This is a genomic window from Achromobacter sp. SX5 (assembly GCF_056711425.1).
In genome coordinates, this window is sequence record NZ_CM160041.1 from 2,279,842 (window position 1) to 2,305,291 (window position 25,450).

At 69.1% G+C, this 25,450-nt stretch carries 22 protein-coding genes; 13 read left to right on the top strand and 9 right to left on the bottom strand.

The window, feature by feature from the left end:
- Positions 1 to 3 precede the first annotated feature (3 nt).
- From AC1M14_RS10850 to AC1M14_RS10860, 3 genes are read left to right on the top strand one after another with little or no spacing between them, the layout of a single operon-like run.
- Complete coding sequence (locus tag AC1M14_RS10850; protein ID WP_168202147.1) at positions 4 to 798, top strand: ABC transporter ATP-binding protein; 795 nt, start codon at positions 4 to 6, stop codon at positions 796 to 798.
- Positions 795 to 2,648 carry an AMP-dependent synthetase/ligase gene (locus tag AC1M14_RS10855; protein WP_479731547.1) on the top strand — a complete coding sequence of 618 codons (1,854 nt, stop codon included), beginning with the start codon at positions 795 to 797 and terminating at the stop codon, positions 2,646 to 2,648. The genes AC1M14_RS10850 and AC1M14_RS10855 overlap by 4 nt, the downstream gene beginning before the upstream one ends.
- Positions 2,649 to 2,668: 20 nt before the next feature.
- Positions 2,669 to 3,301 carry a TetR/AcrR family transcriptional regulator gene (locus AC1M14_RS10860; protein ID WP_102772075.1) on the top strand — a complete coding sequence of 211 codons (633 nt, stop codon included), beginning with the start codon at positions 2,669 to 2,671 and terminating at the stop codon, positions 3,299 to 3,301.
- Positions 3,302 to 3,310: 9 nt separating this feature from the next.
- Here the strand turns inward: AC1M14_RS10860 and AC1M14_RS10865 are convergent, their stop codons facing one another.
- The 4 genes from AC1M14_RS10865 to prfB form a co-directional block, all read right to left on the bottom strand.
- Positions 3,311 to 3,628, bottom strand: a complete 318-nt coding sequence (locus AC1M14_RS10865; RefSeq protein WP_479731548.1) for a preprotein translocase subunit TatB — start codon at positions 3,626 to 3,628, stop codon at positions 3,311 to 3,313.
- A 15-nt stretch (positions 3,629 to 3,643) separates the two neighbouring features.
- Positions 3,644 to 5,167: a lysine--tRNA ligase gene (lysS, locus tag AC1M14_RS10870; RefSeq protein WP_479731549.1), complete on the bottom strand. Its 1,524-nt coding sequence runs from the start codon at positions 5,165 to 5,167 to the stop codon at positions 3,644 to 3,646.
- 10 nt (positions 5,168 to 5,177) lie between these two features.
- On the bottom strand, positions 5,178 to 5,933 hold the full coding sequence (locus tag AC1M14_RS10875; RefSeq protein WP_102772072.1) for an SDR family oxidoreductase: 756 nt from the start codon (positions 5,931 to 5,933) through the stop codon (positions 5,178 to 5,180).
- Between the two features lie 41 nt (positions 5,934 to 5,974).
- A protein-coding gene (gene prfB, locus AC1M14_RS10880) for a peptide chain release factor 2 (RefSeq protein WP_102772071.1) occupies positions 5,975 to 7,079 on the bottom strand; the annotation gives its coding sequence in 2 pieces (ribosomal slippage) (positions 5,975 to 6,997 and positions 6,999 to 7,079; 1,104 coding nt in all).
- A gap of 217 nt (positions 7,080 to 7,296) precedes the next feature.
- Between prfB and AC1M14_RS10885 the strand changes: the two genes are divergently transcribed.
- On the top strand, positions 7,297 to 8,607 hold the full coding sequence (locus AC1M14_RS10885) for an MFS transporter (protein WP_479731550.1): 1,311 nt from the start codon (positions 7,297 to 7,299) through the stop codon (positions 8,605 to 8,607).
- 112 nt (positions 8,608 to 8,719) lie between these two features.
- On the opposite strand, the gene recJ is transcribed toward AC1M14_RS10885, so the two are convergent.
- Together recJ and AC1M14_RS10895 are read right to left on the bottom strand one after the other, a co-directional pair.
- Entirely contained in the window at positions 8,720 to 10,420 is a 1,701-nt protein-coding gene (gene recJ, locus AC1M14_RS10890) for a single-stranded-DNA-specific exonuclease RecJ (RefSeq protein ID WP_102772070.1), read from the bottom strand.
- Positions 10,402 to 11,346, bottom strand: a complete 945-nt coding sequence (locus tag AC1M14_RS10895; RefSeq protein WP_479731551.1) for a hypothetical protein — start codon at positions 11,344 to 11,346, stop codon at positions 10,402 to 10,404. Before AC1M14_RS10895 ends, recJ begins: the two co-directional genes overlap by 19 nt.
- 142 nt (positions 11,347 to 11,488) lie before the next feature.
- Here AC1M14_RS10895 and AC1M14_RS10900 point away from each other — a divergent pair, with 142 nt between their 5' ends.
- The 3 genes from AC1M14_RS10900 to AC1M14_RS10910 are packed head-to-tail and all read left to right on the top strand — an operon-like array spanning position 11,489 to position 14,273.
- Positions 11,489 to 12,721 (top strand): lipoprotein-releasing ABC transporter permease subunit, encoded by a 1,233-nt coding sequence (locus AC1M14_RS10900; protein WP_246842419.1) that lies wholly within the window; start codon positions 11,489 to 11,491, stop codon positions 12,719 to 12,721.
- Positions 12,714 to 13,415 (top strand): ABC transporter ATP-binding protein, encoded by a 702-nt coding sequence (locus AC1M14_RS10905; RefSeq protein WP_102772067.1) that lies wholly within the window; start codon positions 12,714 to 12,716, stop codon positions 13,413 to 13,415. Before AC1M14_RS10900 ends, AC1M14_RS10905 begins: the two co-directional genes overlap by 8 nt.
- Positions 13,416 to 13,454: 39 nt before the next feature.
- The gene (locus tag AC1M14_RS10910; protein ID WP_479731552.1) at positions 13,455 to 14,273 is read left to right on the top strand and encodes a TatD family hydrolase; all 819 of its coding nucleotides are present in this window, start codon (positions 13,455 to 13,457) and stop codon (positions 14,271 to 14,273) included.
- 9 nt (positions 14,274 to 14,282) lie between these two features.
- Here AC1M14_RS10910 and AC1M14_RS10915 read toward each other — a convergent pair whose 3' ends face one another.
- Entirely contained in the window at positions 14,283 to 15,671 is a 1,389-nt protein-coding gene (locus tag AC1M14_RS10915; RefSeq protein ID WP_111824829.1) for a HAMP domain-containing sensor histidine kinase, read from the bottom strand.
- Complete coding sequence (locus AC1M14_RS10920; protein WP_479731553.1) at positions 15,671 to 16,384, bottom strand: response regulator transcription factor; 714 nt, start codon at positions 16,382 to 16,384, stop codon at positions 15,671 to 15,673. Before AC1M14_RS10920 ends, AC1M14_RS10915 begins: the two co-directional genes overlap by 1 nt.
- A gap of 161 nt (positions 16,385 to 16,545) precedes the next feature.
- Here AC1M14_RS10920 and AC1M14_RS10925 point away from each other — a divergent pair, with 161 nt between their 5' ends.
- The 6 genes from AC1M14_RS10925 (at position 16,546) to AC1M14_RS10950 (ending at position 24,539) form a co-directional block, all read left to right on the top strand.
- Positions 16,546 to 18,561, top strand: coding sequence for a ligand-gated channel protein (locus tag AC1M14_RS10925; protein ID WP_102772063.1), 2,016 nt, complete (start codon positions 16,546 to 16,548; stop codon positions 18,559 to 18,561).
- A gap of 41 nt (positions 18,562 to 18,602) precedes the next feature.
- Complete coding sequence (locus tag AC1M14_RS10930) at positions 18,603 to 19,553, top strand: siderophore ABC transporter substrate-binding protein (protein WP_209165932.1); 951 nt, start codon at positions 18,603 to 18,605, stop codon at positions 19,551 to 19,553.
- A gap of 48 nt (positions 19,554 to 19,601) precedes the next feature.
- Positions 19,602 to 20,573, top strand: coding sequence for an ABC transporter permease (locus AC1M14_RS10935; protein WP_479731554.1), 972 nt, complete (start codon positions 19,602 to 19,604; stop codon positions 20,571 to 20,573).
- Complete coding sequence (locus tag AC1M14_RS10940; protein WP_479731555.1) at positions 20,566 to 21,546, top strand: iron chelate uptake ABC transporter family permease subunit; 981 nt, start codon at positions 20,566 to 20,568, stop codon at positions 21,544 to 21,546. The genes AC1M14_RS10935 and AC1M14_RS10940 overlap by 8 nt, the downstream gene beginning before the upstream one ends.
- On the top strand, positions 21,543 to 22,316 hold the full coding sequence (locus AC1M14_RS10945) for an iron ABC transporter ATP-binding protein (protein ID WP_479731556.1): 774 nt from the start codon (positions 21,543 to 21,545) through the stop codon (positions 22,314 to 22,316). The genes AC1M14_RS10940 and AC1M14_RS10945 overlap by 4 nt, the downstream gene beginning before the upstream one ends.
- A 120-nt stretch (positions 22,317 to 22,436) precedes the next feature.
- Entirely contained in the window at positions 22,437 to 24,539 is a 2,103-nt protein-coding gene (locus tag AC1M14_RS10950) for a TonB-dependent receptor (protein ID WP_479731557.1), read from the top strand.
- A 7-nt stretch (positions 24,540 to 24,546) separates the two neighbouring features.
- Here the strand turns inward: AC1M14_RS10950 and thiM are convergent, their stop codons facing one another.
- On the bottom strand, positions 24,547 to 25,371 hold the full coding sequence (gene thiM / locus AC1M14_RS10955) for a hydroxyethylthiazole kinase (protein WP_479731558.1): 825 nt from the start codon (positions 25,369 to 25,371) through the stop codon (positions 24,547 to 24,549).
- Positions 25,372 to 25,450 lie beyond the last annotated feature (79 nt).

Here is a 25,450-nt window from a genome sequence, read left to right on the forward strand (position 1 = left end):
GCGGTGCTCGATATCAACAACATCGAGGTCGTCTACAACAAGGCGGTCCAGGTGCTGCGCGGCCTGTCGCTGTCGGTGCCGGCGGGCAGCATCGTGGCGCTGCTGGGCAGCAACGGCGCCGGCAAGTCCACCACGCTGAAGGCCGTGTCCGGCCTGCTGGACCTGGAGGACGGCGCGCTGGTGCGCGGGCGCATCGTCTTCGACGGCGGCGACACGGCCGGCGCGCGGCCCCAGAACCTGGTGCGCGCCGGCCTGGCGCACGTGATGGAAGGGCGCCGCGTGTTCGAGGACCTGACGGTGGAGGAGAACCTGGTGGCCGCGACCTACGCCCTGACCGGCAGGGCCGGGGCGCGCGCGGACTTCGACCTGGTCTACACCTATTTCCCGCGCCTGTTCGAGCGCCGGCGCGGCCTGGCCGGCTACCTGTCGGGCGGCGAGCAGCAGATGCTCGCCATCGGGCGCGCGCTGATCGCGCAGCCCAGGCTGATGCTGCTGGACGAACCATCGCTGGGCCTGTCGCCGATGCTGGTGGAGAACATCTTCTCCATCATCGCGCGCATCAACCGCGAGCAGGGCGTGTCGATGCTGCTGGTGGAGCAGAACGCCTCGGTGGCGCTGGCGGTGGCGAACTACGGCTACATCATGGAGACGGGCAAGGTGGTGATAGACGGCAGCGCCGACAAGCTGGCGGCCGACCCCGACGTGCGCGAGTTCTATCTGGGCGTGGGCGGCGGGGGCGAAGCCCGCGGCTTTCGCGACATCAAGCACTACAAGCGCCGCAAGCGCTGGCTCTCATGACGGAAAAGGAACGCAATCTTCCCGCGGCCGGGGCATGGCCGGCGCTGACGCTGCCGCAGATGCTGCGCGAGCAGGCGCGCCGCCAGCCGGGCGCCATCGCCATCCGGCAGAAGGATTTCGGCATCTGGCAGCCGATATCGTGGTCGCAATACTGGCAGCGGGCCTGCCGGGTCGGGATGGGCCTGCGCGCGCTGGGCCTCGGGCCGGGCGGGCGGGTCGCCATCGTGTCCGAGAACCGTGTCGAGTGGCTGCTGGCGCAGATGGGCGCGGGCGCGGTCGGCGGCGTGGCGGTGGGGGTGTACGCCACCAGCCCGGCCGAAGAAATGGGCTATGTGCTCGAGCACGCCGACGTGGAACTGGTGGTGTGCGAGGACCAGGAGCAGACCGACAAGGTGCTGCAGGTGGCCGACAGGCTGCCGCTGTTGCGCCGCATCGTGGTGATCGAGAGCAAGGGCCTGCGCTCCTACGCGCCGGCCGAGCGCGCGCGCATCGTGACCTTCGCCGAGGTCGAGGCCGACGGCCAGCGGCGCGAGGCCGCCGAACTGGCCGCGCTGGACTCGGCGCTGGACGGCCAGCGGCTGGACGACACCGGGCTCATGATCTATACCTCGGGCTCCACCGGCAAGCCCAAGGGCGCGATGCTGAGCTACCGCAACATGCGCGCGGTGGCGCCGGGCATCGCGGACCGGCTGGCGATGGACCGGGCCAGCGTGCACCTGTCCTACCTGCCGCTGTGCCACGTGGCCGAGCAGATGCTGTCGACCTTCGTGCCCATCTACCTGGGCACGCAGGTCAATTTCGGCGAATCGATCCGCACCGTGCAGGAAGACCTGCGTGAAGTCGCGCCGACCATCTTCCTGGGCGTGCCGCGGATCTGGGAAAAGCTGCACGCCGCCATCTCCATCAAGATGCAGGAAGCCGGGCGGCTGCAGCGCTGGCTGTACCGGCGCGCGCTGGCGGCGTGCGAGCCCTTCCTGGAGAAGTCGCCGGCGCAGTACACGGCCGGCGAGCGGCTGACGCGCTGGCTGTGGTACTGGCTGGTGCTGCGCGCCTTGCAGAATTTCATCGGGCTGCGCCGGGTGCGGGTGGCCATGACGGGCGCCGCGCCGATTCCGCCGGACGTGGTGCGCTATTTCCGCAAGCTGGGCGTGCCGCTGGTGGAGGTCTACGGCCTGACCGAATCGGCCGGCATGATCTTCGGCCAGCATCCCGACCGGGTCAAGGTCGGCACGGTGGGCGAGCCGATACTGGGCGTCGAGTGGCGCATGGGCGAGGCCGGCGAACTGCAGGTGCACGGCGAGATGGTGTTCCAGGGCTATTACAAGAATCCTGACGCGACCGCCGACGCCGTGCGCGAGGGCTGGCTGCATACCGGCGACGTGGTGGCCGAGGACGACGGGCGCGTGCGCATCGTGGACCGCCTGAAAGACATCATGATCACCGCCGGCGGCAAGAACCTGACGCCCTCTGAGATCGAAAACGCGGTCAAGGGCAGCCCGTACGTGAAGGAATGCATCGTCATCGCCGACGGCCGCAAGTACGTGTCGGCGCTGATCCAGCTGGAATTCGACACGGTCGGCAAATGGGCGGAGTCGCGCCGCATCGCGTTCACGCATTTCCGCTCGCTGGCCGAGTCCGCGCCGGTGCGCGAACTGATCCAGCAGGAAGTGGCGCGGGCCAACGCCGGGCTTGCGCCGGTGGCGCAGATCAAGCGCTTCCATCTGCTGACCAAGGAGCTGGACCATGACGACGGCGAAGTGACCGCGACCATGAAGGTCAGGCGCGCCAGCATCTACCGCAGCTATGCGGGCGAGATCGAGGCGCTCTACGCCGAGGAGACGGCGGCATGAAGCAGCGGCGGTGAGCGGCGATGCAAAAGACGGCTAGCGGCGCGGCGCGGGACGACCGTTCGGAGTCCGAGCGCCGGCGCGAGGTGATCCTGACGGCGGGGCAGCTGTTCTGCCGCCACGGCTACGAGCGCACCACGGTGCGCGAACTGGCGCGCGCGGTGGGCCTGCAGTCGGGCAGTCTGTTCCATCATTTCCGCAGCAAGGAGGAAATCCTGGTGGCGGTGATGAACAACGGCATCCAGGAAGTGATAGACGGCGGCGGGCAGGCGCTGGCGCGCTACGACGAGCCCGCCGACCGGCTGGCCGCGCTGTTCCGGGTGCATATGTGGAGCATGCTGCACGGCGCCGGCGGCGACGCCATGAACGCGCTGGTCTACGAGTGGCGCAGCCTGTCGCCGCCCAGCCGCGACGCGGTCAAGTCGCTGAGCGACCGCTACGAGCAGATGTGGCAGGACGTGGTGGCCGGGGCGGTGGACGCGGGCCTGCTGCAAGGCGATGCGCGCATCATCAAGCGTTGCGTGCTGGGCGCCATGAACCTGACGGTGCAGTGGTACAAGCCGGGCGGGCGCTTGCAGCCGGCGGAATTCATCGACGCCATGCTGCAGGCTTCGCTGCCGGCGCTGCCGGCGGGCGCCGGCAGATGGCCGTTATGAACAGGGAAATCAGCCGCGCCGCTTGAAGAAGGCGCCGACCGCGCAGGCCACCGACAGGGCCAGCAGCGCGCCGGAGACCGGCAGCAGGAAATCCGCCTCGCCGCGGTAGCCGCCGCCGGTGACGCCGCCGGCCACGCTGCCCATCCACAGCACCGCGGTCAGCAGCGCCGCGATCGCCGCGATGGCGGCGGCGATGCACAGCGCGATGAAGGCCGGCCGGCGCTGGCGCGCCGGCGCGTAGGCGACCGGCTGGACGCCGCGGGGCTGTTTGATCCAGTAGATCAGCCCCGCCACGACCAGCAGCAGCATCAGGATCTTGAAGATCATGACGCCGTGCGCCCTTCAGTCTTCACGGCGCAGGTGCGGGAAGAGGATGACGTCGCGGATGCTGGGGCTGTCGGTCAGCAGCATCACCAGGCGGTCGATGCCGATGCCGCAGCCGCCCGTGGGGGGCATGCCGTATTCCAGCGCGCGGATGTAGTCGGCGTCGTAGTACATGGCTTCCTCGTCGCCCGCGTCCTTGGCCTCGACCTGGGCGCGGAAGCGCTCGGCCTGGTCCTCGGGGTCGTTCAGCTCGGAGAAGCCGTTGGCGATTTCGCGGCCGGTCATGAAGAGCTCGAAGCGCTCGGTGATGCCTTCGCGGGTATCGGAGGCGCGCGCCAGCGGCGAGACTTCCACCGGGTAGTCGATGATGTAGGTGGGGTTCCAGAGCTTGGCTTCGGCGGTTTCCTCGAACAGCGCCAGCTGCAGCGCGCCCAGGCCGGCGCGCGCCAGCACCGGGCCGTCGGCGTCGGCGCCCAGCTTCTTGAGCTCGGCGCGCACGAAGGCCGCGTCGTCCAGCTGCGCCTGGGTGTAGCCCGGGGCGTACTTGAGGATGGCTTCGCAGATGGTCAGGCGGTCGAACGGCTTGCCCAGGTCCAGCTCGCGCTCCTGGTAGGTGAGCACCGCGCTGCCGGTGGCCGAGATGGCGGCCTGGCGGATCAGTTCCTCGGTGAAGTCCATCAGCCAGCGGTAGTCCGCAAAGGCCGCGTAGAACTCCATCATCGTGAATTCGGGGTTGTGGCGCGGGCTCACGCCCTCGTTGCGGAAGTTGCGGTTGACTTCGAACACGCGCTCGAAGCCGCCCACGATCAGGCGCTTGAGGTAGAGCTCGGGCGCGATGCGCAGGAACATTTCCATGTCCAGCGCATTGTGGTGCGTGACGAAGGGCTTGGCCGCCGCGCCGCCCGGGATCGGGTGCAGCATCGGGGTTTCCACTTCGAGAAAGCCCGCGTTCAGCATGAACTGGCGGATGCTGCCGATGGCCTTGCTGCGCGCCTCGAACGTGCGGCGCGTGGCGTCGGTCATGATGAGGTCGACGTAGCGCTGGCGGTAGCGCAGCTCCTGGTCGGCCACGCCGTGGAACTTGTCGGGCAGCGGGCGCAGCGACTTGGACAGCAGGCGCGCGCTGGCGGCGTGCACCGACAGTTCGCCCTTGTTGGTCTTGAAGACCGACCCTTCGACCGCGATGATGTCGCCGATGTCCCATTGCTTGAACGCGGCGTAGCTGTCTTCGCCCAGCGTGCCGCGGTCGAGGTAGATCTGGATGCGGCCGGTGCTGTCCTGCAGCGTGGCGAAGCTGGCCTTGCCCATGACGCGCTTGAGCATCATGCGGCCGGCGACCTTGACGGCCACGGGGTTGGCGGCCAGGGCTTCCTGCTCCTGGCCGTCGTATTTGTCGTGCAGCGCGGCGGCGCGGGCGTCGGGAACGAAGTCGTTGGGATACGCGACCCCGGCTTCGCGCAGTTTGGACAGCTTGGCGCGCCGTTCGGCGATCAAGCGGTTTTCATCCTGGGCGGGCGCCGTGGCGGTCGATTGGTCGGTCATGGTAGGGAAATCAGTCGTAATTGCGGATGTCGTCGATCTCGGTCGTGCCGAAATCCGAGCGATCCAGGTAGGCGAGGATGCGGGTGGCCACGTTGGCGGGCGAGGACAGCTTGCCGCTGGCGTGGAAGTCCTGGAACTTGGCCAGGGCGGGGAAGTCTTCCGGATCGCTGGAGCGGATGGCGACCTGCATGTCGGTGTCGACGATGCCGGGGGCCAGCGCCACGATGCGCGCGCCGCCTTCGCCCTGCTCGGCCTTGACCACGCGCGTGTACATGTCGAGCGCGGCCTTGGTGGCGCAGTACACGCCCCAGCCGGCGTTGGGGTTGCGGCCCGCGCCGGAGGAGATGTTGAGCACCCGGCGGTCGGCGTCGAGGCCCTCGACGGCGGCCAGGAAGCGCGCCGTCAGCAGCATCACGGCCGAGACGTTCAGGTTGAAGGCGGCCGCGATGGCCGCGCCGTCGGTCAGCGTGCCGGTGGCGGCGATGGGGTGCACCGTGCCCGCGTTATTGATCAGCAGGTAGCGCCTGGCGTCGCGCGGCAGCGAGGCGCAGATGCGCTCGGCCGCCGCGCCCGCCGCGGCCAGGTCGGAGAGGTCCACGGAGAGCTGTTCGAGCTGCGCGCCCTGGGCGCGCGCGTACTCGGCCAGTTCGGGATCTTCGCGGCGCGCCAGCGTGATCAGGCGCGTGCCCGGGCGGGCCAGGCCGCGCGCCATGGCGGCGCCGATGCCGCGCGAAGCGCCGGTCAGGATTGCGATGGTGTCGGACATTCGTGAACCTCGGGAAGCGGTGGAAGGGAGTGTCGCGAAACTCAGATGCCTTGCTTCAGGCTGGCCTGGATGAACGGGTCCAGGTCGCCGTCCAGCACCTTCTGGGTGTTGGAGATTTCGACGTTGGTGCGCAGGTCCTTGATGCGGCTCTGGTCCAGCACGTACGAGCGGATCTGGTGGCCCCAGCCCACGTCGGTCTTGGAGTCTTCCAGTTTCTGCTGCTCGGCCATGCGGTTGCGCATTTCCAGCTCGTAGAGCTTGGACTTCAGCATCTGCATGGCTTCGGCGCGGTTGCGGTGCTGGGAACGGTCGTTCTGGCACTGCACCACGATGCCGGTGGGCATGTGGGTCAGGCGCACCGCCGAGTCGGTCTTGTTGATGTGCTGGCCGCCCGCGCCGCTGGCGCGGTAGGTGTCCACGCGCAGGTCGGCGGGGTTCACTTCGACTTCGAAGGAATCGTCGACCTCGGGGTAGACGAACACGCTGGCGAACGAGGTGTGGCGTCCGCCCGAGGAGTCGAACGGGCTCTTGCGCACCAGGCGGTGCACGCCGGTTTCGGTGCGCAGGTAGCCGAAGGCGTACTCGCCTTCGAGCTTGATGGTGGCGGACTTGATGCCGGCGACTTCGCCTTCGGATTCTTCCAGCACCTCGGCCTTGAAGCCCTTGCGTTCGGCGTATTTGAGGTACTGGCGCAGCAGCATGGAGGCCCAGTCCTGCGCTTCCGTGCCGCCGGCGCCGGCCTGGATGTCCAGGAAGCAGTTCAGCGGGTCGGCCGGGTTGGAGAACATGCGGCGGAATTCCAGCGCTTCCAGCTTTTCCTGGAAGGCGTCGGCGTCCTGCTCGATGGATTCCAGCGTGGCGTCGTCGTCATCGGCGGCGGCCAGCTCGAACAGCTCGTTCGAGTCCGCCAGGCCGGAGCCCAGCGCCGTCAGCGTCTCGACCACGTCTTCGAGGGATTTCTTCTCGCGGCCCAGGTCCTGGGCGTGCTTGGGGTCATTCCAGACCGCCGGGTCTTCGAGCTCGGCGTTTACGACTTGCAGGCGTTCGGATTTGGCATCGTAGTCAAAGATACCTCCGTAGAGCCTGTTCGCGCTCCGCGTAGTCGGCGAGGCGGGCTGCGAGCTGGTTCTGACGTTCGGCTTCCATGATTGATCCTGTCTTGATGACTTTTGTGCGAAACCTGGCATTTTAGCGCGCTTGGCAGCGCCGCGTGGGGCGATCTCGGCGGGGTGGGGGACGGATCTGTGGCCGGCGATTTCCGGCCGTCCAAAGTTGTTCAGTTTTTTGTCAACTCTGCGGCTCTAGGCTGCGGGTAGCGGCCGGCCGGAAGTCGGCCCATCCCGTCAGAGGAATGGAGACAAAGATGGAAAATGCGATGGCCCCCGGGGTCTCGCCGGCGATCCCGGCGACGGAGGAGGACAGGATTTACCGCAAGGTCGGCTGGCGGCTGGTGCCGCTGCTGGTGGTCTGCTATGTGGTGGCCTACCTGGACCGGGTCAACGTGGGATTCGCCAAGCTGCAGATGCTGCAGGAGCTGCAATTCAGCGAGACGGTGTACGGGTTGGGCGCGGGCATTTTCTTCATCGGCTACTTCCTGTTCGAGATTCCCAGCAACATCATCCTGCACAAGGTGGGCGCGCGCGTCTGGATCGCGCGGATCATGATCACCTGGGGCATCATCTCGGCCTGCATGATGTTCGTGACCAGCGTGCACATGTTCTACGCGCTGCGCTTCCTGCTGGGCGCGGCCGAGGCCGGTTTCTTTCCCGGCATCATCCTGTACCTGACCTACTGGTATCCGGCGGCGCGCCGCGGACGCATCACCACCTTCTTCATGACCGCGGTGCCCATGTCCGGGCTGATCGGCGGCCCGATCTCGGGCTGGATCATGGGCACCTTCCACGGCGACCACGGCCTGTCGGGCTGGCAATGGCTGTTCCTGCTGGAAGGCATACCCTCGGTCGTGATCGGCGTGCTGGTGCTGATCTACCTGGACGACCGTATCAACCGCGCCAAGTGGCTGACCGCCAGCGAAAAGGCCGTGCTGATCCGCAACATCGCCGCCGAGGAACAGCAGAAAGAGGACCCGCCGATCCGCGCCGCGCTCACCCGGCCGCGCGTCTGGGCCATGGCGCTGATCTATTTTTCCTTCGTCATGGGGCTGTACGGCGTCGGCTTCTGGATGCCTACGCTGATCAAGGGCAGCGGCGTGCAGAGCCCGCTGGCGATCGGCCTGCTGACGGCGGTGCCCAACCTGTTCGCCGTGATCGGCATGATCCTGATCTCGCGCAACTCCGACCGCCACCGCGAACGCCGCTGGCACGTCGCGCTGCCGGCGCTGTTCGGCGCGGTCGGCCTGCTGCTGTCGGCGCTGTGGAGCGGCAACACGGCCCTGGCCATCGTGGCCCTGACCGTGGCCAACATCGGCATCTGCACCGTGCTGCCGCTGTTCTGGAGCCTGCCCACCGCCTTGCTGGGCGGCACCGCGGCGGCGGCCGGGATTGCGCTGATCAACTCGGTGGGCAATCTGGCCGGCTTCGTCAGCCCTTATCTGGTGGGGTGGCTGAAGGACCTGACCGGGACCACCAACACCGGGCTTTATATGCTGTCGGGCTGCCTGGTGGTGGGAGCGTTGGTGGCCCTGGCGCAGCCGGCGAGGCTGGTGAACAGGTAGGGTGAGTGTGGATGCCGGTCCCGCAGAGCCGGGCCACGCGGAGCCGGCTTCGCCGGTCCGCAGTGGCGCCCCCTTGAGGGGGAAGCGCCGCAGGCGCTTCGGGGGTGGGCCTCTACCCAGCGTGTTCGATGACCAGTTGCACCGACACCATCCCGTTCCAGACATTCTGTTCCAGGCGGTAGGCGGCCTGGATGCGTTCGGGCAGGGACTGGTCGTGGCCGAACCAGATGGCGTCGAAGCGCTGGTGGCCGCGTTCCAGCGACAGCTTGAGGTGTTTCTCGCCGACCAGGCGCTGGTTGCGCACCACGAACTCATCCAGGAACAGGGGGGCGGCGAAGCCCGCGCCCCAGACCTGCTGCTGCAGCATGCCGGCCACGTCGGCGTTGGCGTAGCCCGATTCCAGGGAGCCGTCGGTTTCGATCACGGGTTCGAACGTGTCGCGGCCGGTGAGTTCGCGCACCGCGGCGTCGAAGGCCGGGGCGAAGGCGGCGAAGTCGGATTTGGCCAGGGTCAGGCCGGCCGCCATGGCGTGGCCGCCGAATTTGCGGATCAGGTCGGGGTGGCGCTTGGACACCAGGTCGAGCGCGTCGCGCAGGTGCACGTCCGGGATCGAGCGGCCGGAGCCGCGGATCTCGTCGTCGCCGGCCGGCGCGAAGGCCAGGGTGGGGCGCCAGAATTTTTCCTTCAGGCGCGAGGCCACCAGGCCCACGACGCCCTGGTGCCAGCCCGGGTCGAACACGCAGACGGTGGCGCCGGCGGCCGCCTCGGGCGCTTCCATGGCGGCAAGCGCCTGTTCGCGCATCTCGGCCTCGATCGTGCGGCGTTCGCGGTTGATGTTGTCCAGCTCGCGCGCCATCTCCAGCGCCTGGGCCTCGTCGTCGGTGGTCAGGCAGGCGATGCCCAGGCTCATGTCGGCCAGCCGGCCGGCGGCGTTGATGCGCGGCCCGAGCGCGAAGCCCAGGTCGAAGCCGTTGGCGCTGCGCGGCTCGCGCCCGGCCACGGCGAACAGCGCGCGCAGCCCGGGTTGCAGGCGTCCGGCGCGCATGCGTTGCAGGCCCTGGGTGACCAGCAGGCGGTTGTTGGCGTCGAGCTTGACCACGTCGGCCACCGTGCCCAGCGCCACCAGATCGGACAGCGCGTCCAGGCGCGGGCCGCCGTCGGGCGCGTACACGCCGCGGCGGCGCAGCTCGGCGCGCAGCGCCAGCATCATGTAGAAGATCACGCCCACGCCTGCCAGGTTCTTGGACGGAAAGCCGCAGCCGGGCTGGTTGGGGTTCACGATGGCCAGGGCCTGCGGCAGGGTGTCGCCGGGCAGGTGGTGGTCGGTGATGACCACGCCGATGCCGGCGGCGTTGGCCGCGGCCACGCCGTCCACGCTGGCGATGCCGTTGTCCACGGTGATGATGATGTCGGGCTTGCCGGCGCGGTGGCGGCAGGCCAGTTCCACCACGGCCGGCGACAGGCCGTAGCCGGTCTCGAAACGGTTGGGGACCAGGAAGTCCACATCGGCGCCCATGGCCGACAGGGCGCGCAGGCCGACCGCGCAGGCGGTGGCGCCGTCGCAGTCGTAGTCGGCCACGATCAGCAGCTTCTTGCCGGCCTGGATCGCGTCGGCCAGCACGCCGGCCGCGTGGGCCGAATGGGTCAGGCCGGCCGGCGGCAGCAGCGAAGGCCAGGCCAGCCGGGTCTGGTCGGGATGGGTGACGCCGCGCGCGGCCCACAGGCGGGCCAGCAGCGGATGGATGCCCGAGGCTTCGAGGACGCGGCAGGCGTCCAGGTCGGACGGGCGGACAGTCAGGCGGGGTGTGACCACCAGGCGCTCCAGTTTTTCTTGGGCGCGGGCAGCAAGCCGAGCAGGCCCCCGCGCGGTTTCAGGGTAAGGGTGACCTGGCGGTCATCGCCCAGCAGCAGCAGTTCGGCGGGCTGGTCGGGCAGGCCGTGCTTGCCGGCCAGCGGACGCAGATGCTGCGCGTCCAGCGCCGCCAGGGCGTCGAGCCAGGCGGCCCAGTCGCCGCCGCGCTGCGCGGCGTCCAGCCCGGTGTATACGCGTTCGGCGCCGGGCGCCGCGGCCGTCCAGGGCGATCCGCCGCCGTACAGCCAGAGCCCGTTGACCGGCGGCAGGCCGCGGGCCGCGCGCGCATCGTTGACCGGGTGATCGTGCCAGGCCATCTGTATTTCATTGAGCAGCCGGCGCCAGGGACGGGTCTGCGCGTCCTGGCGCCACCAGTCGTTCAGGCGCTGCCCGGCCACCGCCAGCGGGCTGGCGGTCTGGGGACGCAGATCGCCGGGCAGGCGCAGGCGCCAGCGCTCGGGCGCAAGCGCTTCGACCGTGAAGCCCGTGTCCTGGAAGAGCGGGCGGGCCGTCTCCAGCAGGGCGGCGGTTTCCTCGGCGCGCAGGTCCATCAGGCCGGGGTCCAGCAGGGTGGCCTGGTCGGTGCCCAGGGCCAGATGGACCAGCTCGGCCAGCCAGACGGGTTCGCCGCCTTGCGCCTGGCCGCCAGCCAGCAGCGGGCCCAGGCCGGCGCTTTGCAGCAGGCCGGCCCCGGGCGTGTAGCCGGCGCGGGCCAGCCGCCAGGACTCGAACGCCGTGCAGCCGTGGGCGCGCACGTCGTAGGCCTGGGGCCGGGCGTTGCCGGCCTGCAGCCAGGCGTGCAGGGTGGGTGCGCGTTCGGGCAACAGCTTGGCCAGCTCGCCGGCCACGGATAAGGCGGGCAGGGCGCCCGGTAGAACAATCAGCATGGTGTGGGGGATTGTAAGGCCATGCCCGGGACCGGAACGGATACAACCCGTTTCGCGCGACGGCGCCTCGCCCCGTTAATGCCATAATGCGCACGTGCTGAAAATACCTTACGAACTCTGGATAGGCGCCCGCTACGCCGGGCTGGCCCGAATCCGCCAGCGACGCGGCCGCCGCGATCGCTTCATTTCATTCATCGCCGCCAGTTCCATGGCCGGCATCGCGCTGGGCGTCGCCGCCCTGATCGTGGTGCTTTCGGTCATGAACGGTTTCCAGAAGGAAGTGCGCGACCGCATGCTGTCGGTGCTGCCGCACATCGAACTCTATATACCCGGCGCGGTGCCGGAGCGGGTGCTGGAGCAATGGCAGCAGTTCGCCTCGGCGGCCGAGAAGAACAGCGAGGTCAAGGCCGGCGCGCCGTTCGTCGCGGCGCAGGGCATGCTGGTGCGCGGGCAGGCCTTGCGCGGCGTGCAGGTGCGCGGCATCGATCCGCAGGCCGAGGGCAAGGTCTCGGACCTGCCCAGGCAGATGGTGTCGGGCAGGCTTACCGACTTGAAGCCGGGCAGCTTCGGCGTGGTGCTCGGCAATGAACTGGCCGACGGCATGGGCGTGAAGCTGGGCGACACGCTGCTGATGATGGCGCCGCAGGGGTCGATCAGCCCGGCGGGCTTCACGCCGCGCATGCGGCAGTTCACCGTGGTCGGCGTGTTCTCTTCGGGCCATTACGAATACGATTCCTCGCTGGCCTTCGTCGACGACGAGGACGCCGCCCGCGTGTTCCGCGAAAGCGGCACGGCCGGCGTGCGCCTGCGCGTGGCCGACATGCAGCGCGCGCCGGAAGTGGCGGCCGAGCTGCAGAAGGTGCTGCCGCCCTACGTGATGGCCAGCGACTGGTCGCGCAACAACCGCACCTGGTTCGCCGCCGTCAAGACCGAAAAGCGCATGATGTTCCTGATCCTGGCGCTGATCGTGGCGGTGGCCGCGTTCAACCTGCTGTCTTCGCTGGTCATGGCCGTGAAGGACAAGCAGTCCGACATCGCCATCCTGCGCACGCTGGGCGCCGGGCCGCGCGAGATCGCCCGCATCTTCCTGGTGCAGGGGGCGCTGATCGGCGTGATCGGCACGCTGCTGGGCGTGGCAGGCGGCATCGTCATCGCCTATAACGTCGACGTGATCGTGCCTTTCATCGAGCGCCTGCTGGGCGTGCATTTCCTGCCGCGCGAGATCTATTTCATCAGCGCCTTGCCCTCGGACCCGCAGGTGGGCGACATCGTGACCATAGGCGTGACCTCCCTGGTGCTGTCGCTGCTGGCGACCCTGTATCCCAGCTGGCGCGCCTCGCGCCTGCAACCCGCCCAGGTGCTGCGCCATGACTGATATCCGGACCGAGAACACGACCCCGGCGCTGCAGGCCGAGAACATCGTCAAGATCTACGACGAAGGCCCGGCGCGCATCGAGGTGCTGAGCAACGTCAGCCTGTCGGTGGCGCGCGGCGAGATGGTCGCCATCGTCGGCGCCTCGGGCTCGGGCAAGAGCACGCTGCTGCACATCCTGGGCCTGCTGGACGTGCCGACCAGCGGCTCGGTGTCGGTCGACGGCCAGCTCGCCATCGGGCTGTCCGAGAGCCGCAAGAGCGCGGTGCGCAACCGCAGCCTGGGCTTCGTCTACCAGTTCCACCACCTGCTGCCGGAATTCTCGGCGCTGGACAACGTGGCGATGCCGCTGATCGTGCGCCGCGAAAACCGCGAGCGGGCGCGCGAGGCGGCGCGCGAAGTGCTGGGCCTGGTGGGCCTGGCCGCGCGCGAAGGGCATTTCCCGGGGCAGTTGTCCGGCGGCGAACGCCAGCGCGTGGCGCTGGCGCGCGCGCTAGTGACCCGGCCGGTCTGCGTGCTGGCCGACGAGCCCACCGGCAACCTGGACCGCCACACCGCGCACAATATGTTCGAGCTGCTGACCCGGGTGAACCGGGAATCGGGCACGGCGTTCGCCATCGTCACGCACGATCCGGAACTGGCCGCCCGCGCCGACCGCCAGCTTCTCATGGAAAACGGCCGCCTGGTTTCGGGTTGAGCGGGACGGGCGGATAATCGGCGCAAGGAGGCCGCGCCCATGCTGATCGACACCCATTGCCACCTGGACGCCGCGGAGTTCGACGCCGACCGCGAGCAGGTCGCCGACGAGGCCCGCGAAGTCGGGGTCCAGTCCATCGTGATCCCGGCGGTCGAACGCGCCAATTTCCCGGTGGTGCGCGAACTGGCCGGCCGGACGGCGGGCGGCGCCTACGCGCTGGGCATCCATCCCCTCTATGTGCAGCGCGCCGACGACGCCGACCTGGACGCGCTGCGCGCGGCCGTCAGGCAGTCGCTGGGCGACCCGCGCTTCGTCGCCATCGGCGAGATCGGCCTGGATTTCTTCGTGCCCGAGATCGCCAGCGGCGAACCGCGCGCGCGCCAGGAGCGCTTTTACGCGGCGCAGCTGGCGATGGCGGCCGAATTCGGCCTGCCGGTGCTGCTGCACGTGCGCAAGTCGCAGGACATCCTGCTGAAGTACCTGCGCCGCCATCCGCGCATCGGCGGCATCGCCCACGCTTTCAACGGCAGCGCCCAGCAGGCGCAGGCTTTTATCGACCAGGGATTCGCGCTGGGGCTGGGCGGGGCCATGACCTATGAGCGCGCGCTGCAGATCCGCCGCCACGCCGTCGAGGTCGATCTGGCGCACCTGGTGCTGGAAACCGACGCGCCGGACATCCCGCCGGCCTGGCTGCATCCGCCCCAGCGCCGCAACCGGCCGTCGGAGCTGGCGCGCATCGCGCAGGTCCTGGCGGAACTGCGCGGGCTGACCACGGCCCAGGTGGCGCACGCCACCACCGCCAACGCCTTGCGGGTGCTGCCGCGGCTGCCCGCCGCCATCCTGGCCGACGCCGACTGAGCGGCGGCTTCAGGCCGGCGGCAGCGGCAGTTCCATGCGCACGCTCAACCCCCGCGGCGAAAGATTGCGAGCCGATATGCGGCCCCGGTGCGCGGCGATCGCGGCCTGCGCGATGGACAGCCCCAGGCCGGCGCCGCTGCCCGGCTTGCGCGCGCCCGAAGGCGTGCGATAGAAGGGCTCGAACAGCGACTCCAGTTCCTCGGGCGCCACGCCCGGCCCCCGGTCCTCGATCTCCAGGCAGGCCTCGCGCGCGCCAGCCTGCAGCCGCACGCGTATGGCGCTGTGCGCGGGGGCGAAGCGCAGGGCGTTGCGCAGCACGTTCTCGATGGCGCTGGCCAGGCTGCAGCGCTCGCCGATGAGCGCGACCGGCGGATGCCCGTCCCAGACGATGCCGACCTGGCGGCCGCCGGCCTCGTAGCGCGCGTCCTCGACCACCCCGGACACGATCTCGGCCAGATCCACCGTGTCGGACGGCGCGGGCAGGGCGCCCAGCCGCGCCAGCCGCAGCGTGTTGCCGATCAGCGCGTCCAGCCGCTCGCACTCGTGTTCGATGCGGTCGAGCTGCAGGTCCTGGCGTTCGTCCTTGCGGCGAGCCAGCTCGGCCGCCAGCCGCAGCCGCGCCAGCGGCGAGCGCAGTTCGTGGGCGATGTTGTGCAGCAGTTGTTCGCGGGTATCGACCAGCGCCTTCAGGCGGTCCGCCATGGCGTTGAAGTCGCGCGCGAGCAGGCCCAGTTCGTCGCGGCGGCGCGCCAGCCTGGCGGGCGTGTGGGCGTCGAGCCGGCCGGCCGACAGCGACTGCGTGGCCTGGCGCAGCTGCGCCAGCGGCGCGGCGACGTGGCGGGTCAGGGCCCAGCACAACGGCGCGGTCACGGCCAGCGCGAACAACAGCAGCGCCAGCGCCACCGGCGACAGCGCCAGCACTTCCCAGCGCGAGGAATCGAAGGGCAGGAAGCGCATCAGCAGCCGCGAGCCGTCCGGCAGCGTCAGCAGCTGCGGGTCCCACCAGGACACCCGCTCGCTGGCCGGATCGGGCGGCGGGTAGTCCACCTGCGCACGCTCGGGCGCCGCGCGGTACGCGCCCAGCCAGTCGTGCACGCGGGCGGGCAGGCGGCGGCCCAGGATGTCGGCGTCGCGCGCGTCCACGATGTAGATCTTGAGGGCGGTGTAGCGCTGGTCCATGGCCTGCACCCAGCGCTTGAGGCCTTGCTTGCCCTGAAGGCGCGCGATCTGCTCGGCGTCGTGCGTGAGGCTGGCGGGATTCAGGCCGTCCAGCGAGTTGAAGCGGTACCAGGCCACCGCGGCCGTGAGCATCATGGCGCAGACCATGATGATGGCCATGGCGCTCCAGAAGGTCAGGAAGGCGCGCCAGAACAGCGAGCGGGCGGGCAGCCAGGCCATCAGGCGCCGCCGGTGAGCACGTAGCCCAGGCCGCGCAGATTGCGGATGGAGAGCGCGGCCGCGCCGTTGTCCAGGCTCAGCTTCCTGCGCAGCGCGCTGATGTGGGTGTCGATGCTGCGGTCGTAGCGGTCGGGCTTGCGGCCCAGCGCGTACTGGCCGATCTGCTCGCGCGCGACCACCTGCCCGGGCGTGCGCATCAGGATCTCCAGGATGCGCTGCTCGGCGCCGGTCAGCGCGATTGCTTCGTCGCCCAGCCGCGCGAGCCCGCTGGCCGGGTCCAGCGACAGGTCGCCCAGCGCCAGGGGGGCGGACGGGGCCTGCGGCAGTTCTTCGAAGCGCCGCTGCACCGCCGTGATGCGGGCCTTGAGCTCGCGCGGGCTGAAGGGTTTGGCCAGGTAGTCGTCGGCGCCGAACTCCAGGCCCAGCACGCGATCGGTTTCGCCGCCGTGGGCGGTGAACATGATGACCGGGCGGCGCGAGCGCTGCCGGTATTGCTTGAGCAGGTCCAGGCCGTTGCCGTCGGGCAGCATCAGGTCCAGCAGCACCAGGTCGAAATCGTCCTGCGCCAGCAGGTCCAGCCCGTGCGCGCCCGTGTGCGCGAGCGTGAGCCGGCAATGAGCGGATTCCAGGTATTCGCGCAGCATCTGCGCCAGTTCGACGTCGTCGTCGATCAGCAGGATGCGGCGCGGCGCCGGGGTATGGAAAAAAGGCATGCGTCAAGAAGTGCAAAGAAGATAAAAGTTGCGGAAAGCGTGTTGCCGCTGTCCGCCAGCTCCAATTCTAATATGAGAATAGTTTTCATTCATAAATTGGAAGCGGGCGGGACGCGGCACGCGGGGTGGCGCGGCGCCCGGGACGGGAGAAATCGAAGATCATGAGCAGCAAAGAACTGGCCGGCGCCAGGCGCGCAACGGGCTCGCGCACACGGCTGGCGGCGGCCCTGTGCGCGGCGGGTTTCGGGGCGGCGCCGGCATGGGCGCAGAGCGATGAAACCGCCAAGACGCTGGACACGGTGGTGGTCACCGCCTCGGGCTACGAGCAGCAGATCCAGGACGCGCCGGCTTCGATCAGCGTCATCACCCGCGAGGACCTGGACAAGAAGTTCTACCGCGACCTGAACGACGCGCTGGTCGAAGTGCCCGGCGTCATCGTCACCGGCGGCGGCGACCGCCAGGACATCAGCCTGCGCGGCATGGGCCCGAAGTACACGCTGATCCTGATCGACGGCAAGCGCCAGAACTCCCGCGAGACCCGCACCAACTCGGATTCGACGGGCGTGGAGGGCGGCTGGACGCCGCCGCTGTCGGCCATCGAGCGCATCGAGGTCGTGCGCGGCCCCATGTCCTCGCTGTACGGCTCGGACGCCATGGGCGGGGTGATCAACATCATCACCCGCAAAGTGCCCGAAGCCTGGGGCGGCGAGATCCGCCTGGACACCACGATCCAGGAAAGCAGCAAGTCGGGCGACATCTACCAGGGCAACTTCTACCTGGCCGGCCCGATCAAGACCGACCTGCTGGGCCTGCAGATCTACGGCCAGGCCACGCAGCGCGACGAGGACGACATCGTCGACGGCTTTCGCAAGCGCAACGCCGAGAGCGTGACCGCCAAGCTGGCGCTCACGCCCAACCGCGACCACGACATCGTGCTGGAAGCGACCACCATGCGGCAGAAGCTGCAGGAAACGCTGGGCAAGACCGTCGCGCCGCTGGCGCCGGGCGAGGCGTGCTCGCGCAATGGCTGCCCGGCGTCGTCCGAGACCGATTACCGCAGCAACAAATGGGCGCTGTCGCACACCGGGCGCTGGGGCTGGGGCGTGTCCGACAGCTATGTGCAGCAGGAAGAGTTCGACAACCGCTCGCGCCAGATGAAGATCAAGAATCTGGACCTGCAGACCAGCTGGACGCTGCCGCTGGGCTCGCACATGCTGACCCTGGGCGGCAGCTACCTGAATCAGCGCCTGAACGACCAGACCGGCAACCAGCTGGCCGGCGGTCCGAACAAGGTCGAGCGCTACCAGTGGGCCCTGTTCGCCGAGGACGAATGGCGCCTGACCGAGCGCTTCGCCCTGACCACCGGCCTGCGCATGGACGAGGACGAGAACTTCGGCACGCACTTCAGCCCGCGCCTGTACGGCGTCTGGCACATGGCCGAGCGCTGGACCCTCAAGGGCGGCGTGTCCACGGGTTTCCGCGCGCCCGACCTGCGCCAGACGGTGGCCGGCTGGGGCCAGGTCAGCCGCGGCGGCAATATGTACGGCAATCCGGACCTGACGCCGGAGAAGTCGGTGACCGAGGAAATCGGCATCCTGTATGACGACGGCGAAGGCTTCAACGCCGGCCTGACGCTGTTCAACAACGACTTCAAGGACAAGATCACCCGCGTCGCGTGCCCGGCCACCCAGTGCACCGACGGTCCCAACCAGTTCGGCTCGGACCCCACCACCTACATGAACGTGGACAAGGCCAACTCGCGCGGCGTGGAAGCCAGCATGCAGTTCGCGCTGTCGCAGGCCTGGTCGATGACCAGCAGCTACACCTACACCAAGTCGGAGCAGAAGTCGGGCCAGTACCAGGGCCAGCCGCTGAACCAGCTGCCCAAGCACCTGTTCACCACCACGGTGAACTGGCAGCCGTCGGACGCGCTGCAGGCCTGGGCGCGGCTGAACTACCGCGGCAAGGAAAGCCAGCCCATCACCGGCCCGTCCTCGTCGTCGCTGGTGGCGCCGTCCTACACCTTCGTGGACCTGGGCGGTTCCTACCAGCTCAACAAGACCGTGTCGGTGTACGCCGGCATCTACAACCTGTTCGACAAGCAGGTCGCCTACGACGACTACGGCTATGTCGAGGACGGCCGCCGCTACTGGCTGGGCATGGGCGTGAAGTTCTGAGACAGCAGGGCGCGTGGCGCCCGCCACATGAAGAGGTACGCATGAAAAAGCAGATACGAATGGGCCGCGCCCGCCACTGGCTGGCCCGCGCCGCAACCGCGCTGGCGCTGGGCGCCACGGCCGCCGTGTGCGCGGCGCAGGCCACGGTGCCGGTCAAGCACGCGCGCGGCGAGACCGCGGTGCCGGCCAATCCGTCCAAGACGGTAGTGATGGACCTGGCGGTGCTGGACACCCTGAACGCGCTGGGCGTGGAAGTCGCAGGCCTGCCCAGCGTGGCCAAGCTGCCGCCGCAGCTCGCGCAGTACGCCGACAAACGCTACCTCAAGGTAGGCACGATGTTCGAGCCCAACTACGAGGTGATCCACGCGGCCGCGCCGCAGGTGATCTTCGTGGCGGGCCGCTCCGCGCCCAAGTACGACGAACTGGCCAGGCTGGCGCCCACCGTCGACCTGACCGTCGACGCCAAGGACCTGGTCGGCAGCGTCACGCGCAACACGCACACGCTGGCGGCCATCTACGGCAAGGAGGACGTCGCGCGCGGCAAGCTCGACGCCTTGAACGCGTCGATCTCGGCCCTGCGCGAGCGGGCCGGCGGCGCGGGCACGGCGCTGATCGTGCTGACCACGGGCGGCAAGATGAGCGCCTACGGCCCCGGCTCGCGCTTCGGCGTGATCCACGACGCCTTCGGCATCAAGCCGGCCACCACCGGCCTGAGCGTGTCCAACCACGGCCAGGCCATTTCCTTCGAGTTCATCGCGCAGACCGATCCCGACTGGCTGTTCGTGATCGACCGCGACGCCGCCATCGGCCGCGAAGGCGTGTCGGCCCAGCGCATGCTGGACAATGAACTGGTGCGCCAGACCAAGGCCTGGAAGCACAAGCGCGTGGTGTACCTGAACGGCTACAACTGGTATCTGATGGGCAGCGCCGGCCTGACGGCCATGCAGCAGAGCGTCGACGAAATCGCGGGCGCGCTGGCGGCGGCCAAGTAGCGCCGCATGTCGGGAGCAGGAGTCGGGCAGGTGGGTTGGCGGCGGTCGATGCGCGGTTGGGGCGGTCTGGCGGCGGTGATGGCGTTGCTGTTGCTGCTGTGCGCGGCCAGCATCAGCCTGGGCGCGGGCCAGTGGTCCTGGGGCGCGTTATGGAGCGATGACGACGCCCAGCGCGCCTGGCGCCTGTTGCTGGTCAGCCGGGTGCCGCGCACGCTGGCGCTGCTGCTGGCCGGCATGTCGCTGGCGGTGGCCGGCCTGATCATGCAGATGCTGGTGCGCAACCGCTATGTCGAACCTTCGACCGCCGGCACCGTCGAATCCGCCACGCTGGGGATACTGGTCATCACGCTGCTGGCGCCGGACACGCCGGTGATCGGCAAGATGCTCACGGCCACGGGCTTCGCCCTGGCCGGAACCCTGCTGTTCCTGGCGCTGCTGCGCCGCGTGCCGCTGCGCACGCCGTTCATCGTGCCGCTGATCGGGCTGATCCTGGGCGGCGTGATCCAGGCGGCGACCACCTTCGTCGCCTACCGCTACGATCTGCTGCAATCGCTGCATGCCTGGACCACCGGCGATTTCTCCGGCGTGCTGCGCGGGCGCTACGAGCTGCTGTGGGTAGGCTTCGCGCTGGCCTGCGCCGCCTATGCGGCGGCCGACCGCTACACGGTGGCCGGCATGGGCCGCGAGTTCGCCTCGAACCTGGGCCTGAACCACGCGCGCCTGACGCTGGCGGGCCTGCTCATCGTGTCGGCGATTTCCGCCGTGGTGGTGGTGACGGCCGGCGCCATTCCCTTTCTGGGCCTGATCGTGCCCAACGCCGTCAGCCTGCTGCTGGGCGACAACATGCGCCGCTCCATTCCGTGGGTGGCCGCGCTGGGCGGCATCTTCGTGCTGGCCTGCGACATCATCGGCCGGCTGGTGATCCACCCGTACGAGATTCCCATCGGCACGGTGGTCGGGGTGCTGGGCAGCATCCTGTTCCTCGGCCTGCTGCGCGTGCGGAGGACCCGCCTTGGCTGAGACCGTCATCCGGGCGCCGGCGATGCGCGCGCAAACCTGGCGGCTGGGCCTGCTCGGCATCGCCGCGCTGGCCTGCGTGGCCGCCTTCATGACCCTGGGCGCCAACGGGCAGTGGTCGTTCGTGATTCCGTTTCGCGGCGCCAAGCTGGCGGCCATGCTGCTGGTGGCCTATGCCGTGGCGCTGTCGTCCGTGCTGTTCCAGACCATCACGCACAACCGCATCCTGACGCCGGCCATCATGGGCTTCGACGCCCTGTACCTGCTGATCCAGGCGGTGGTGGTGTTCGGCTTCGGGCAGGCGGCAGCCAGCGTCGAGCATCCCGTGGCGGCCTTCCTGCTGGAGGTGGGCGTGATGACGGCGTTCGCCTGCCTGCTGTTTCGCTGGCTGTTCGCCGACGGCGTGCGCAGCCTGCACCTGATGATGCTGGTGGGCATCATCTTCGGGCTGCTGTTTCGCAGCCTGTCCAGTTTCGTGGTGCGGCTGATCGACCCCAACGAATTCCTGGTGCTGCAGGACCGCATGTTCGCCAGCTTCAACAGCGTGCGCGTGGGCCTGCTGCCGATCGCGCTGGCCGCCGTGTGCGCGGCCTCGCTGCTGGTGTGGCGCATGCGGCACCGCTACGACGTGCTGGCGCTGGGCCGCGAGATCGCCGTCAACCTGGGCGTGGACTACCGCCGCACGCTGCTGCAGACGCTGGCGGCCATCGCCGTGCTGGTGTCGGTGTCCACCGCGCTGGTCGGCCCGGTGACCTTCTTCGGGCTGCTGGTCAGCAACCTGGCCTACCAGGCCATGGGCTCGGACCGGCACCGCCATACCATTCCCGCCGCGACGCTGCTGAGCGTGATTTTCCTGGTGGGCGGCCAGACGCTGCTCGAGCGCGTGCTGCAGTTGAACACCACGGTCAGCGTGGTCATTGAATTCGTGGGCGGCGTGATGTTCCTCGTCCTGATCCTGCGCAGGGGGCGCCGATGATAGAGATCCAGCAAGTCAGCAAGCAATACGGCGACAGCGTGGTGGTCGACGGCGTGTCCCTGTCGCTGCCGGCCGGCGGCGTGACCGCCATCATCGGCCCCAACGGGGCCGGCAAGTCGACGCTGCTTTCCATGGTCAGCCGGCTGCTGCCGATGTCCGCGGGTTCGGTGTCGGTCGATGGCCTGGACGTGACCCGCGCCGACAGCCGTGAACTGGCCCGCCGCCTGTCCATCCTGCGCCAGGACAACCATCTGCCGCTGCGGCTGACGGTGAGGGACCTGGTGGCGTTCGGCCGCTATCCGCACAGCGGCGGGCGCCTGACGCTGGCCGACAAGGAACACATCGACCGGGCCATCGCCTACCTGAACCTGGAGCCGCTGGCCGGGCGCTACCTGGACGAAATGTCTGGCGGCCAGCGCCAGCGCGCCTTCGTCGCCATGGTCCTGTGCCAGGACACGCGCTACGTCCTGCTGGACGAGCCGCTCAACAGCCTGGACATGAAGCATGCCGTCGCCATGATGGGCACCTTGCGCCGGGCGGCCGACGAACTGGGCAAGACCGTGGTGCTGGTGCTGCACGACATCAACTTCGCCTCCACCTACGCCGACCGCATCGTCGCCATGCGGGCGGGCCGCATCGCCTGCCAGGGCGCGCCGTCCGAGCTGGTGCGGGCCGAGGTGCTGAGCGAACTGTATGAATTACCCATCGAGGTGCATGAAATCGGCGGCAGGCGCATCTGCGTCTACTACCGCCAGCCGCAGGGGGAATAGGCCGCAACTTGTATGCGGAACCACGGATCTATGAGCAAATGATAAAAATATTGCGACAGATTCGCATTTGCAGAATAATGCCGGACCGTTTTATCCCCAACCCGATAACGCAGCACGGTCATGCATCCCACTCGCTCGATCTCCGCAGCATTGCTCGCCATTGCGCCGCTGTCCGGCCTGGCCCAGACCCAGAGCGAAACCTCTGCCGCCACCTTGCCCGCCGTCAGCGTCTACGGCATAGACGATACGTCGCAGAGCTATAACCCGCCGGACTCGTCCAGCGCCACCAAGATCGACGCGCCCCTGCGCGACATCCCGCAGACCGTCAACGTGGTGCCCGCGCAGGTCATGCGCGACCAGCACGCCAATTCCTTGCAGGACGCGCTGAAGAACGTGCCGGGGGTCAGCTTTTCGTCGGGCGACGGGCAGCGCGACCAGGTGTCGATCCGCGGCTTCACCGCCATCGCCGACCAGTACGTCGACGGCTTCCGGGACGACGCGCTGTACTATCGCGATCTTTCCAACGTCGAGCGCGTCGACGTCATCAAGGGCCCGGCCGCGGTGCTGTACGGCCGGGGGTCCTCCGGCGGCCTGATCAACCGCATCACCAAGAAGCCCGGCGAGGACATCACCCAGCTGGGCCTGAGCTACGGTTCATGGAACGACCGCCGCCTGGAGCTGGACCTGGGCCGCGCGACCGAGAGCGGCAGCATGGCGTGGCGGCTGACCGGCGCGGTCGAGAAGGGCGACAGCTACCGCGACAAGCAGTTCCTGGACCGCAAGGCCATCGCGCCGTCGGCCATGCTGCGCCTGGGCGAGGACACGACCTTCCTGATCCAGACCGAATTCCTGGAAGACCGCCGCGTCACGGACTTCGGCATTCCCGCCTATCACGGCCGGCCGGTGGACGTGGACCCGTCCACCTACTACGGCGCCGAGAACGCGCGCGACGTGGACTACACGCAGGCGCGCGTGCAGTCCTACGCCGGCACGCTGAACCACCGCTTCAACGGCACCTGGTCGCTGCGCAACGCCACCCGCTACTACCACTACACGCTGAACCGCAACAACACGCTGCCGGGCGTGGTGAACGAGGCCGCGCAAACCGTGACGCTGAACCGTTCGAACGTGCGACGCGAGGAGCACGGCTGGACCAACCAGACCGAGCTGACGCAGCGCGCGCAATGGGGTTCGGTCTCGCACGAGATCCTGTACGGCGTGGAGGTCGGGCAGCAGAACAAGGACCTGGTGAACTATTCGGCCAACAACGTGGCCACGGTCGACCTGTTCGATCCGGTGCTGCCCACGCTGCCCATGCAGGTGGGGGGACGGCCCAGCGCCGACAACCTGGGCCGTTTCAATACCCTGGGTCTGTACGTCCAGGACATGGTGTCGCTGGGCGAGCATTGGAAGATGCTGGGCGGCGTGCGCCATGACCGCTTCGAGCAGAAGACCGAGGACCGCCGCAGCGGCGCCAGGCTGTCGCGCACCGATTCCAACTGGAGTCCGCGCCTGGGCCTGGTGTACCAGCCCGACGCCAAGCAGTCGTATTACGTTTCGTGGAGCCAGTCGTACCAGCCTTCCGGCGAAGCATTCTCGCTGGCCGCGAGCAACGCCGACCTGGCGCCCGAGAAAACCACCAACTACGAAATCGGCGCCAAGTACGACTTCCTGGACGGCAAGCTGTCGACCACGGTGTCCATCTTCCGCCTGGAGCGCACCGACATCAAGGTCAACGATCCGGTCACCAACTCACTGGTGCCGGTCGGAACGCAACGCACCGACGGCGCCGAATGGACGCTGTCGGGCGACCTGGGCGACGGCTGGCGCGCGATGATGGGTTATGCCTACCTGGATGCCCGCGTCACCGAATCGATCGCCAAGGACGCCGGCAGGAACGTGGAAGGCAAGCGCGCCACGCTGACGCCGCGCCATGCCGGCAACATCTGGGTCACCAAGGACCTGGGAGACGGCTTCGGCGCCGGCGCGGGCCTGAACCTGGTGGGCGCGCGCTACGCGAACCCGGGCAACACCGTCAGGCTGCCCGGCTATGTGACCGCCGACGTCGCCGCATGGTGGCGCAAGGGGCCGTATGCGGTGCAGCTGAACGTGTACAACCTGTTCGACGCCGGCTATATCGTGTCGGCGCACGGGACCAGCCCGAACCTGAACATGCCGGGCGCGCCGCGCAACGCGATGCTGAGTCTGCAGTACCGGATGTGAACAGGCCCTAGGCGCGCAGCGGCGAAGCCCGGACCAGGCTGTCGGCATCCAGGGCCGCCAGCGCGTCCAGGAAGCGCCATGCGTACGATCCGGGGCCTTGCGCCTGGTCGTGCGTGCTGGCGCCGGCGATGCCGAAGCATGACAGGGCCGCCACCGCGGCGGCGTACGGATCGTCCCGCGACACCGCCGCGAACGCGCCGACCACCGCCGTCAGCGCGCAGCCCGTGGCCGTGACGCGCGGCATCCAGGGCGAGCCGCCGGTAATGCGCAGCGCGCGGCTGCCGTCCGTGACGTAATCGGTTTCGCCGGTGACGGCCACCACCGTCTGGCGGGCGGCGGCGAGGGCGCGCGCCGATTCCTCCGCTTGCGCGACGGCGTCGCGCGCATCCACGCCCTTGCCGGCGCTCTGGCCGCCGGCCAGCGCGATGATTTCCGAGGCGTTGCCGCGGATGACGGCGGGGCGCAGGTCCAGCAGCCGCGCCACCGCGTCGCGGCGGAAGGCGGTGGCGTGATGCGCCACCGGGTCCAGCACCCAGGGCGTGCCGGCGCGGCCGGCCGACCCGGCGGTCAGCAGCATGCTGTCCAGCCAGGGCGCCGACAGCGTGCCGATATTGATCACCACCGCGCCGCTCAGGCGGGCGAATTCCGGCGCCTCTTCGGCGGCGTGCACCATGGCGGGCGAAGCGCCGATGGCCAGCAGCGCGTTGGCGGCATAGTTCATGGAAACGAAATTGGTCAGGCACTGCACCAGCGGCGCATCGCGGCGCACGGCCTGGAGCAGGTCGTGCGACAGCCGGGCCTGGGCGGCGAGGGTGGGGGAGCGGTCTGGCATCTGGATCGGGTTGGACGGGGCGCCGCGCGTGGCGGGCCTGGCGCGGCCCGTCGACGCAGACTCCCCGGGTTGATGCGCC

What these genes read in the sequence shown, in the direction of transcription:
- AC1M14_RS10855 (WP_479731547.1), top strand. Translation starts at nt 795, where the DNA reads ATGACGGAAAAGGAACGCAATCTTCCCGCGGCCGGGGCATGGCCGGCG.
- AC1M14_RS10860 (WP_102772075.1), top strand. Translation starts at nt 2,669, where the DNA reads ATGCAAAAGACGGCTAGCGGCGCGGCGCGGGACGACCGTTCGGAGTCC.
- AC1M14_RS10865 (WP_479731548.1), bottom strand. Translation starts at nt 3,628, where the DNA reads ATGATCTTCAAGATCCTGATGCTGCTGCTGGTCGTGGCGGGGCTGATC.
- lysS (WP_479731549.1), bottom strand. Translation starts at nt 5,167, where the DNA reads ATGACCGACCAATCGACCGCCACGGCGCCCGCCCAGGATGAAAACCGC.
- AC1M14_RS10875 (WP_102772072.1), bottom strand. Translation starts at nt 5,933, where the DNA reads ATGTCCGACACCATCGCAATCCTGACCGGCGCTTCGCGCGGCATCGGC.
- AC1M14_RS10885 (WP_479731550.1), top strand. Translation starts at nt 7,297, where the DNA reads ATGGAAAATGCGATGGCCCCCGGGGTCTCGCCGGCGATCCCGGCGACG.
- AC1M14_RS10895 (WP_479731551.1), bottom strand. Translation starts at nt 11,346, where the DNA reads ATGCTGATTGTTCTACCGGGCGCCCTGCCCGCCTTATCCGTGGCCGGC.
- AC1M14_RS10905 (WP_102772067.1), top strand. Translation starts at nt 12,714, where the DNA reads ATGACTGATATCCGGACCGAGAACACGACCCCGGCGCTGCAGGCCGAG.
- AC1M14_RS10910 (WP_479731552.1), top strand. Translation starts at nt 13,455, where the DNA reads ATGCTGATCGACACCCATTGCCACCTGGACGCCGCGGAGTTCGACGCC.
- AC1M14_RS10915 (WP_111824829.1), bottom strand. Translation starts at nt 15,671, where the DNA reads ATGGCCTGGCTGCCCGCCCGCTCGCTGTTCTGGCGCGCCTTCCTGACC.
- AC1M14_RS10920 (WP_479731553.1), bottom strand. Translation starts at nt 16,384, where the DNA reads ATGCCTTTTTTCCATACCCCGGCGCCGCGCCGCATCCTGCTGATCGAC.
- AC1M14_RS10925 (WP_102772063.1), top strand. Translation starts at nt 16,546, where the DNA reads ATGAGCAGCAAAGAACTGGCCGGCGCCAGGCGCGCAACGGGCTCGCGC.
- AC1M14_RS10930 (WP_209165932.1), top strand. Translation starts at nt 18,603, where the DNA reads ATGAAAAAGCAGATACGAATGGGCCGCGCCCGCCACTGGCTGGCCCGC.
- AC1M14_RS10935 (WP_479731554.1), top strand. Translation starts at nt 19,602, where the DNA reads ATGCGCGGTTGGGGCGGTCTGGCGGCGGTGATGGCGTTGCTGTTGCTG.
- AC1M14_RS10945 (WP_479731556.1), top strand. Translation starts at nt 21,543, where the DNA reads ATGATAGAGATCCAGCAAGTCAGCAAGCAATACGGCGACAGCGTGGTG.
- AC1M14_RS10950 (WP_479731557.1), top strand. Translation starts at nt 22,437, where the DNA reads ATGCATCCCACTCGCTCGATCTCCGCAGCATTGCTCGCCATTGCGCCG.
- thiM (WP_479731558.1), bottom strand. Translation starts at nt 25,371, where the DNA reads ATGCCAGACCGCTCCCCCACCCTCGCCGCCCAGGCCCGGCTGTCGCAC.